The organism is Streptomyces odonnellii, from assembly GCF_000981895.1.
Taxonomy (GTDB): Bacteria; Actinomycetota; Actinomycetes; order Streptomycetales; family Streptomycetaceae; genus Streptomyces; species Streptomyces odonnellii.
In genome coordinates this window covers 1-6900 of record NZ_LATD01000355.1, presented here as the reverse complement: position 1 = coordinate 6900, position 6900 = coordinate 1, and the positions used below count along the sequence as shown (strand labels likewise).

The 6900-nt window shown below is 69.5% G+C and carries 14 protein-coding genes; 1 reads left to right on the top strand and 13 read right to left on the bottom strand.

From position 1 onward, the window contains the following. The 13 genes from WH07_RS29275 to WH07_RS29220 all read right to left on the bottom strand — a co-directional run. A partial coding sequence (locus WH07_RS29275) for a replication initiator (RefSeq protein ID WP_046506440.1) occupies positions 1-400 on the bottom strand: 400 nt, incomplete at its 3' end. Next, complete coding sequence (locus WH07_RS40540) at positions 397-567, bottom strand: hypothetical protein (RefSeq protein WP_198533915.1); 171 nt, start codon at positions 565-567, stop codon at positions 397-399. The genes WH07_RS40540 and WH07_RS29275, both read right to left, overlap by 4 nt. Continuing rightward, entirely contained in the window at positions 564-764 is a 201-nt protein-coding gene (locus WH07_RS29270) for a hypothetical protein (protein ID WP_046506437.1), read from the bottom strand. Before WH07_RS29270 ends, WH07_RS40540 begins: the two co-directional genes overlap by 4 nt. 5 nt (positions 765-769) lie before the next feature. Continuing rightward, positions 770-952, bottom strand: coding sequence for a hypothetical protein (locus WH07_RS29265; protein ID WP_046506434.1), 183 nt, complete (start codon positions 950-952; stop codon positions 770-772). 92 nt (positions 953-1044) lie between these two features. After that, positions 1045-1284, bottom strand: coding sequence for a hypothetical protein (locus WH07_RS29260; RefSeq protein ID WP_046506429.1), 240 nt, complete (start codon positions 1282-1284; stop codon positions 1045-1047). A 17-nt stretch (positions 1285-1301) separates the two neighbouring features. After that, complete coding sequence (locus WH07_RS29255) at positions 1302-1583, bottom strand: hypothetical protein (RefSeq protein ID WP_046506447.1); 282 nt, start codon at positions 1581-1583, stop codon at positions 1302-1304. A gap of 5 nt (positions 1584-1588) precedes the next feature. Further along, positions 1589-1786 carry a mobile element transfer protein gene (locus WH07_RS29250; RefSeq protein ID WP_046506426.1) on the bottom strand — a complete coding sequence of 66 codons (198 nt, stop codon included), beginning with the start codon at positions 1784-1786 and terminating at the stop codon, positions 1589-1591. Positions 1787-1788: 2 nt separating this feature from the next. Then, the gene (locus WH07_RS29245; RefSeq protein WP_046506423.1) at positions 1789-1974 is read right to left on the bottom strand and encodes a hypothetical protein; all 186 of its coding nucleotides are present in this window, start codon (positions 1972-1974) and stop codon (positions 1789-1791) included. Between the two features lie 19 nt (positions 1975-1993). After that, positions 1994-2719, bottom strand: coding sequence for a DUF2637 domain-containing protein (locus WH07_RS36430; RefSeq protein ID WP_052744594.1), 726 nt, complete (start codon positions 2717-2719; stop codon positions 1994-1996). A 72-nt stretch (positions 2720-2791) separates the two neighbouring features. After that, entirely contained in the window at positions 2792-2992 is a 201-nt protein-coding gene (locus WH07_RS29235; protein ID WP_046506420.1) for a hypothetical protein, read from the bottom strand. A gap of 85 nt (positions 2993-3077) precedes the next feature. Continuing rightward, entirely contained in the window at positions 3078-4439 is a 1362-nt protein-coding gene (locus WH07_RS29230) for an FtsK/SpoIIIE domain-containing protein (protein ID WP_046506417.1), read from the bottom strand. Positions 4440-4443: 4 nt separating this feature from the next. Continuing rightward, complete coding sequence (locus WH07_RS29225; protein ID WP_046506414.1) at positions 4444-4773, bottom strand: SCO3933 family regulatory protein; 330 nt, start codon at positions 4771-4773, stop codon at positions 4444-4446. Positions 4774-4910: 137 nt separating this feature from the next. Continuing rightward, positions 4911-5690 (bottom strand): GntR family transcriptional regulator, encoded by a 780-nt coding sequence (locus WH07_RS29220; RefSeq protein ID WP_046506411.1) that lies wholly within the window; start codon positions 5688-5690, stop codon positions 4911-4913. Between the two features lie 18 nt (positions 5691-5708). On the opposite strand from WH07_RS29220, the gene WH07_RS29215 reads away from it, so the two are divergent. Continuing rightward, on the top strand, positions 5709-6176 hold the full coding sequence (locus WH07_RS29215; RefSeq protein WP_063775846.1) for an NUDIX hydrolase: 468 nt from the start codon (positions 5709-5711) through the stop codon (positions 6174-6176). The last annotated feature ends 724 nt before the right edge of the window (positions 6177-6900 follow it).

The window sequence follows — 6900 nt, the reverse complement described above, 5'->3', positions numbered from 1 at the left end:
GGCCGAAGGAGGGGGCGGTGAGGGTGGCGAAGACGCGGGGGTGTTCGCGCACGGTGTGCGGGGTGCCCTTGGCGGGGTCGCCGGTCAGTCCGGCGCGGATGAGGTGGTAGGTGTCGCCTGCGTAGGTCCAGGCGCAGGAGGGGCAGCGCGAGGCCCGCCGGTTGCCGCACGCGACCCTCAGCCGTCCGCCGGGTTCGGCGTCGGTGGAGTAGGTGTGGAAGACCGTGCCGGTGGCGGGGTCGAGGGTCTTGGTCGAGCCGGTCAGGTGGATGGGGTCGGAGCATCCTCCGGTGCGGCGGATCTGGTCTTGCCAGCGGTCGAAGCCGGGAGTCCCGGCCACCCGGAGGAGGTCCCCCAGGGTGGTCGGGTCCAGGCCCGCCAGGGTGGCGGTGTCAGTCACTCGTCCTCCTGCCGGGCGGGGTGGGCGTCGATCCAGGCTTCGGCGCACACCTTGTGGACGGGCTTGCCACGGTCGGAGCGGAGCGGGGTCGGCCCGCCGCACAGGACGCACGGCTGGTCGCCGGAGTGGTCGTAGTGGCGGGCATCGCGCCAGTTCAGGAGGGTCATCGGCGGCCACGTTCCGTGCGGTGGGCCGGTCCGTGATTGGCGGTGTAGTCCTCCACCAGGGCCTTGACGTCGTCCGTGCCGCTCGCCTTGCCGTATTCGCCGCAGCGGCACACGTAGTCGGCATGGGGCTCGGAGTGCTGGGAGGAGTTCCCGATGCGGATGCCAGGAAAGTCCCAAGTCGGAGTCAGGTCAGCCATGGCGGTCACCGGCCAGTACGGGTGAGCACGGCGGCGGGAACGCTGCCGGTGCCGTCGCAGGAGCGGCAGGCGGCAATCACGGTCAGGCGCCGACCGTCAGGGGTGTGCTGGCCGGTGGTGATGGCGACGCGGGGGAAGCCGTCGCAGTCCGGGCAGATACGCGACCGGGCACGGGTGTACTGCGGCATGATGAGATCTCCCTTTCGGGTCCACTGGATCTGGAAGGTGGGAAGCGCCCGGGGCGGCAGAAACTTGGCGGTTGAGGCCGCCCCGGGGGCTGTTAGCGGCGCCGGTTGCGGCGCGGGGGGTTGATGGGCGGGATGGCGTCGTATTCCTGCTGGCCGTTGCGGAACGAGTCCCAGTCGGCGTTGGCGAGGCCGTCACGCTCCATCTGGCGGACGATGCGGTTCATCGCGCGGCGGTCACCGTGGCGCTTGGCGATCGCGTAATTGCGGCCCCGTTCCGCAACCTCCGGGTTGACCTGCGGGGGCTCTTCCTTCTTGCGGTTGAACAGACCCATCTCGGCTTCCTCTCGGGTTACTTGCTGCGGTGGGGTCGCTTGAGCGCGACGCCCACGCCGCCGGTGGCCGAGAGAACGGCGACCGTCGCGGCGGCGGCAACGTGCAGGGTCACGGCGATCATTACGACGATCAGGGCGATACCGCCGGTGACCGTGAGGGCGAGCAGGATGGGGCCGGTGTAGGAGCGGGGCGCGGCCCGGACGATGACGATCCGGCTCGGGTCCGTGCCCGGCGGGAGCTGGGCCACCAGGTCCGCGGGGATGTGTCCGGCGTTGAGCTGGTCTTCGGGGTAGCGCATGGTGGTCACCTCTTCCTGGGGGTGCACTGGTGGGTGGTGGCGGCGAGTTCAGCGCCGGGCCGGTCGTTGTAGTCGGCGGAGAACCCGCAGCCCGGGGCAGTGCAGGCCGCGGCGTGCTTGGTGCGGCCCTGGCCGTCGGTGTGGGTGGCGACCTGGACGGGGCCGATGCGGATCACGTCGCGGAAGCGGTTCGGACGCGGCATGGTCAGCTCTCCTGCCGGAAGCTGCGGCCGGGGAAGCTGTCGAGGATGCGGGCGGCCTCGCCGGGGTCGCCGGTACGGTCGGCCGCTTCCTCGGCCAGCAGTCGGGCGAGGGTCGGACGGCCGGAGTCGGCCATCTCGCGGGCCGCGTCGAGGTAATCGGCGGCACGGTTGAAGGAGAGCAGGGCCATGAGCTGACTTCCTTTCTGATCAGGCGAGTTGAGCGGCGATGGCATCGGCCAGGGATGCCGGGATGCCGAGGCGGGTACGCAAGGCGTCCGCGTCGATCCGGTCGCCGGTCGTGGCGTGGTGGGTGTCAGCGAGCTTGCGCGCGTGATCGAGCAGGGCCGGAGGCACCGCCACCGCCGGAACCACGGCAGGGTCCGGGAGAGGCCCGGGCTCGGGAGCGGGCAGCAGTTCCGCAACCGGCTCGGGGACGGGCTCGGGATCGGGGGCCCGGTCGACCGTGATCTCAGCCGCCGGGGCGGGTTCCGGTTCGATGGCGGGTGCCGGGGTGGTGTCGTCCGTCGACGCGGCGACGAGGTGATGGACTTGCCGCATGAGTGCGCCGAAGGCGAGCAGGGCGGCGGACGGGGGTACGGCCGCGACGACGTAGTGGAGGCGGGGTGCGTCGGCGCCGACTCCGGCGACGTTGAGGCCGATCGAGCCGAGGGACCCGGCGACCGTGAGGCCGATGGCCCACCAGTCCGTGACACCGCGCAGTGCGGCCCGGAACATCAGCACTTCCCCGCCGACGATGAACAGGTCGAGCGTCGCAGGCCAGGCCCAGGAGCGGGCCGGGGACGCGGCGAGGCCGTTGGTCTTGGCGACGTCGGCAAGGTGCGCGTAGGACAGCCAGAACGCCACCGCGGTCAGAGCCAGGATCACCACTCCGGCCGTGACGATCGCGACGCGTTCGGCCTCCTGCTTGGTCATTCGAAGATCCCTTCTGTGTATGGAGAAGCCGGGCCGGGCGGGATTCGGGCCGCCCGGCGTCCGGAGCGAACGTCAGTCGGAAGAGGCATCGCCGGAGCCGAAGCAGGCGAGACAGAAGCCCTCCTGCTGACCGACGTTCCGGTGACGACGGCCGACGCGAACGGTCACGGCGACCAGGCCGGAGCCCTTGCAGGTCGCGCACTTGTCCGGCTCGACCGGCGGGGCGGGGGTGGTCTTGGTGGCGGTGCGGCGGGTGGTCCTCTCGGCGGCCATGGATCGCGTTCCTTTCGCGGTTTTGGCATGGGCGGGGTAGGGACCTGGCGTGAAGCGGTCACGCCGACCGGGGAAGCGGGGGGTGTCAGGCGGTCGCGGCGCCCGGCTCGATCAGCGGCGCATCAACCGGCGCCGGAGCCGGAGCCGCGGCGGAAGTGGTGGGGATGGCCGGGCGGAACGGAGCCAGGGCCGGAACGTCCGGGGTCAGGTGCGCGTACGCCCGGCAGACGGCAGCGGCCTGGGCGGCGGAGGTTTCGGGGGTGCGGATGCGGGACCACCCGCCGGAGGTATCACCGGCCACCGCCAGCCCGGGCCGGTCCGGGGCGATCAGCGTCACGGCCGACACAGCGTCGGGGGCGATGTCGCCCAGGCCCATTTCGGCGGTCTGCTTGTCGTTGACCCGGTGCACGACGCGGCCGGTGAGCTGGGCACGGAGCATGGTGGCGCCCCTGCCGAGTTCGGAGCCGAAGCGCTGCCCGCAGACCTCCAGATAGATGCCGACCGCGCGGGACATCTGCCCGAGCCGGACCATCTGCATGACCATCCGGTCCCGGCGTTCCTCGTCCTTCTTCGCGCTGGTCAGGAACAGTTCCGCCACCTCGTCCACCAGGACCACCAGCGGAACCGGCCGCACGTGCTCCGGCAGCTCCCACAGGTCCGACACCTGATAGTCGGCCAGCACGGTGAAGCGGTCTTCCATCTCGCCCACCAGGGCATCGAGGAGGCTGGCCGCTTCGTCGGGGGTGGTCGCGAGGGCGGAGAGGCGGGGGGTGAAGCGGCCCTGTTCGACACCGCGTTTGCAGTCGATGCCGACCAGGCCCACCGGCAGTTTCGCCAGCCCGGCGATGAGGTTGCGCTGATACATCGACTTGCCCGACTGGTTCGCCCCCAGCGTCAGACTGTGAGGAACCTTCCGGTAGTCCCGGACGAACGCCGAGCCGTCCTCGCGCAGCGCGACCGGGACCACCATCGGCCCGGACGGGCGGCGGCGCGGCATCCGTACCCGGCGCAGCACGTCGTAGCCGGTCATCCGCAGCTCCACCACGCCCGGCTTGGTCTCCACGACGTTGACGGAGTGGACTCCCCAGGCGTGCCGCAGGCGCTGTGAGGCGGCGGCGATGTCGGCAGGCTCCAGACCGGCGGGAAGCCGCAGCGAGACCCGCATCCCCGTCGACGAACCCCGTACGCGGCGGACCTTCGGCGGGACCGGCTGCACATCGGGGCGCCGGGCGACATTGCGGACCATGAACGCCCGCAGGCGCGACGGCTGCACCGTCAGCCCACACACATCCATCGTCGACCGGTACGTCGCCTGGAACCGCACCCGCGTGACCGGCAGACCCACCAGCGACCAGTACACCCGAGGCGCCCGGTACTTCGCGTACCCCAGACCACCCGCAGCCGCTATGACCCCGGACGCCTCCACCACCGTGACGAGATCCGACATGACGTCAGACACCGGCCGTGATCGCGACCGCACGGAAGCTGATCCCGTGCCGCGTCTGCCCGTTGAACGTGTTCTCCCAGTCCCGGGCCTTCAGCCCGATCACCGACACCGGCATCCCCGGACCCAGGTTCTCCGGGAGGCCCGTCTCCGGCACGGTCACCTGGTAGAGGTTCCCCTCACCCTCGTCCGAGATCAGCAGACCCACCGTGGACAGCCCGGCACCGGTCTCCCGGTCCACAGCCCGCTCACCCGTCTGCTTGCTCACCAGCTTCGGCACCGGCGCAGTCGCCACGAACACCACAGCGGTCGAAAGGTCGATCTTGAAGGACGGCATGGACTGGCTCCTCTAGATGAGATTTTCTCCTGCACTCATGTACATGAGTGATAGCTAGAAGAGTGCCCTACTCCTGTACATGAGTCAACCCGCCACATCAAAGAATCTTGTGACGGGTTGCGAGCCTTGCTGCTTGGTCAGTCCTCGGCGGGGAAGCGGTAATCCAAGACGAACTGGTCAGCGGCCATGATCGTGTCGCAGACCTCCACAACGCGGCCCGACTCTGTGGTCGCATCGCGTACAAGGTGGATCACCGGGGAGCCAGGGCTCAGAGCCAGAGCAGAGGTCTCAGGCTTGGTGGCGAGCCTCGCCCGTACGGTCTCCTTGAACTCCGCAAGGCGGTGTCCCTGATCTTCCAGTCGGGCGTAGATTCCTCCGCCGCCCGGGTTCTCGGCGAACATCTCGGGGATGTCCTTCACGATGTCCCACGGGAGGTACGAAGTTGCCTCTTCCGTGGGAACGCCGTCACGGAAGTACCGGCGCTTACGCGCAAGCACCTGGGATCCAGCGGTGACGTGAAGCCGTTCTGCGATCTCTGGGGGCGCTTCTACGGGACCGATGAACAGGACGTTCACGGACGGCTTGCCACCGGACTGCTCAGCCTCTGCCAGATAGGCGGCCTTCCCCGCTTTCCGGTGGGATCGGCGGAACCGGTCTGACGACTTGCGCTGCACGGGAGGGCGGGAGCGGACAAACGAGCCTCGCCCGTGATGGGTCTCGATGAGCTGAGTCGTGCGGAGTTCCGCGACCGCCTTGCGTACCGTGCCGGAAGCGACGCTGTAGCGTTCCATCAGTTCTGTTTCGCTCGGCACAGCAGTGCCAGGGGCCAGGACTCCCGTCCGGATCTGTGCCGCCAGGTCGTCCGCGATCTGGAGGTACTTCGCCTTGGCCGTCGAGCCCACCTCAGTACTCGCCATAGTCCTTCTCAGTCTCCTATTCTCATGTACATGAGTAACAGTCGCCAGCAGACCGCGTCAACGCCGCTCCACTCCGTTTCCGTGGCCGGTGTGGTGGTACGCGAGGACGGGCGCGTACTGACAATCCGGCGAGCCGATAACGGAACGTGGGAGCCGCCGGGCGGAGTGCTCGAACTGGCGGAGGCGCCTGAAGACGGCGTACGGCGAGAGGTCTACGAAGAGACGGGGATCAAAGTCCAGGTAGATCGCCTAACCGGTGTCTACAAGAACACGACGCGAGGCATCGTCGCGCTGGTTTTCCGTTGCCACGCCGAAGGCGGCCAGGAACAACTTTCCGACGAGTCGACGGCAGTCGAGTGGTTGACCCCCACCGAGGTGACCGACCGCATGGGCGAGGTGTTCGCAGTACGTGTCACCGACGCCTTGCGGGACGATGCTCCCCATGTGCGCTCCCACGATGGGCGCAGGGTCATCGCCAGCGCTTGAGTGGCATCAGGGCTGTTACAGGTTTCTCTACCTCATCAAGCCCCACCCTTCGGGCGGGGAGGAGGAGGGGGGAAGCCCCTTGAGGACTCCCGCGTGAGGAGGCCCGCTACTTCCGGAACCTGCCGGGCATGGCGAGCCCCATTCGGAGAAGTCCAGGCAGGGGCGGCGGTGGAACGCAGTTGTCCGCAGGGCCGTTCCGGCGCACCGGGAAAGCCTCCGGCCGGGCAGGGGCGTTCGGCGGGTGGCCTTGTCTTCGTCGGCTCGGTGTCTCTTGCCCTTCGGGCATCCGGCGCGGTTGGGCAATCGGCATTCTGCCGCCGCTACGGATCACACCCCACCGGCCCGTCACACGGGCCGGCGCGGGCACGGGGACTCGGACGTCGCCGCCGCCTTCGGCGCGGCACGCCCGGCCCCCGGCCCCGCGCCACCTGATAGTCGCCACGGGGTGATCCGTTTCACGCTTTGCCCCGCCCTCCGCTTCGCCGGACCGAGGACGACCACCGGCCGACAGCAGGGCCACAGCCACCACACCCCCGTATGCCCAGCACCCCCAGCACGGGCGAGCCCGCAGACCAGCAGACCACGACGCCAGCCCACCACCCGACGACCAGCCCCAGAACCCGCAAGGCGGGGTGGAGGCCAGGGCAGAGAGATGAGGGGGAGGGGGCAATGTGCAGGTCAGGGAGTGATGCCTCCGGCAGGGGGCTCAGGCTCCGGGATGGCG

Coding starts and splice junctions, on each gene's coding strand:
- WH07_RS40540 (WP_198533915.1), bottom strand. CDS start 567: ATGACCCTCCTGAACTGGCGCGATGCCCGCCACTACGACCACTCCGGC.
- WH07_RS29225 (WP_046506414.1), bottom strand. CDS start 4,773: ATGCCGTCCTTCAAGATCGACCTTTCGACCGCTGTGGTGTTCGTGGCG.
- WH07_RS36430 (WP_052744594.1), bottom strand. CDS start 2,719: ATGACCAAGCAGGAGGCCGAACGCGTCGCGATCGTCACGGCCGGAGTG.
- WH07_RS29230 (WP_046506417.1), bottom strand. CDS start 4,439: ATGTCGGATCTCGTCACGGTGGTGGAGGCGTCCGGGGTCATAGCGGCT.
- WH07_RS29235 (WP_046506420.1), bottom strand. CDS start 2,992: ATGGCCGCCGAGAGGACCACCCGCCGCACCGCCACCAAGACCACCCCC.
- WH07_RS29250 (WP_046506426.1), bottom strand. CDS start 1,786: ATGCCGCGTCCGAACCGCTTCCGCGACGTGATCCGCATCGGCCCCGTC.
- WH07_RS29265 (WP_046506434.1), bottom strand. CDS start 952: ATGCCGCAGTACACCCGTGCCCGGTCGCGTATCTGCCCGGACTGCGAC.
- WH07_RS29220 (WP_046506411.1), bottom strand. CDS start 5,690: ATGGCGAGTACTGAGGTGGGCTCGACGGCCAAGGCGAAGTACCTCCAG.
- WH07_RS29260 (WP_046506429.1), bottom strand. CDS start 1,284: ATGGGTCTGTTCAACCGCAAGAAGGAAGAGCCCCCGCAGGTCAACCCG.
- WH07_RS29270 (WP_046506437.1), bottom strand. CDS start 764: ATGGCTGACCTGACTCCGACTTGGGACTTTCCTGGCATCCGCATCGGG.
- WH07_RS29255 (WP_046506447.1), bottom strand. CDS start 1,583: ATGCGCTACCCCGAAGACCAGCTCAACGCCGGACACATCCCCGCGGAC.
- WH07_RS29245 (WP_046506423.1), bottom strand. CDS start 1,974: ATGGCCCTGCTCTCCTTCAACCGTGCCGCCGATTACCTCGACGCGGCC.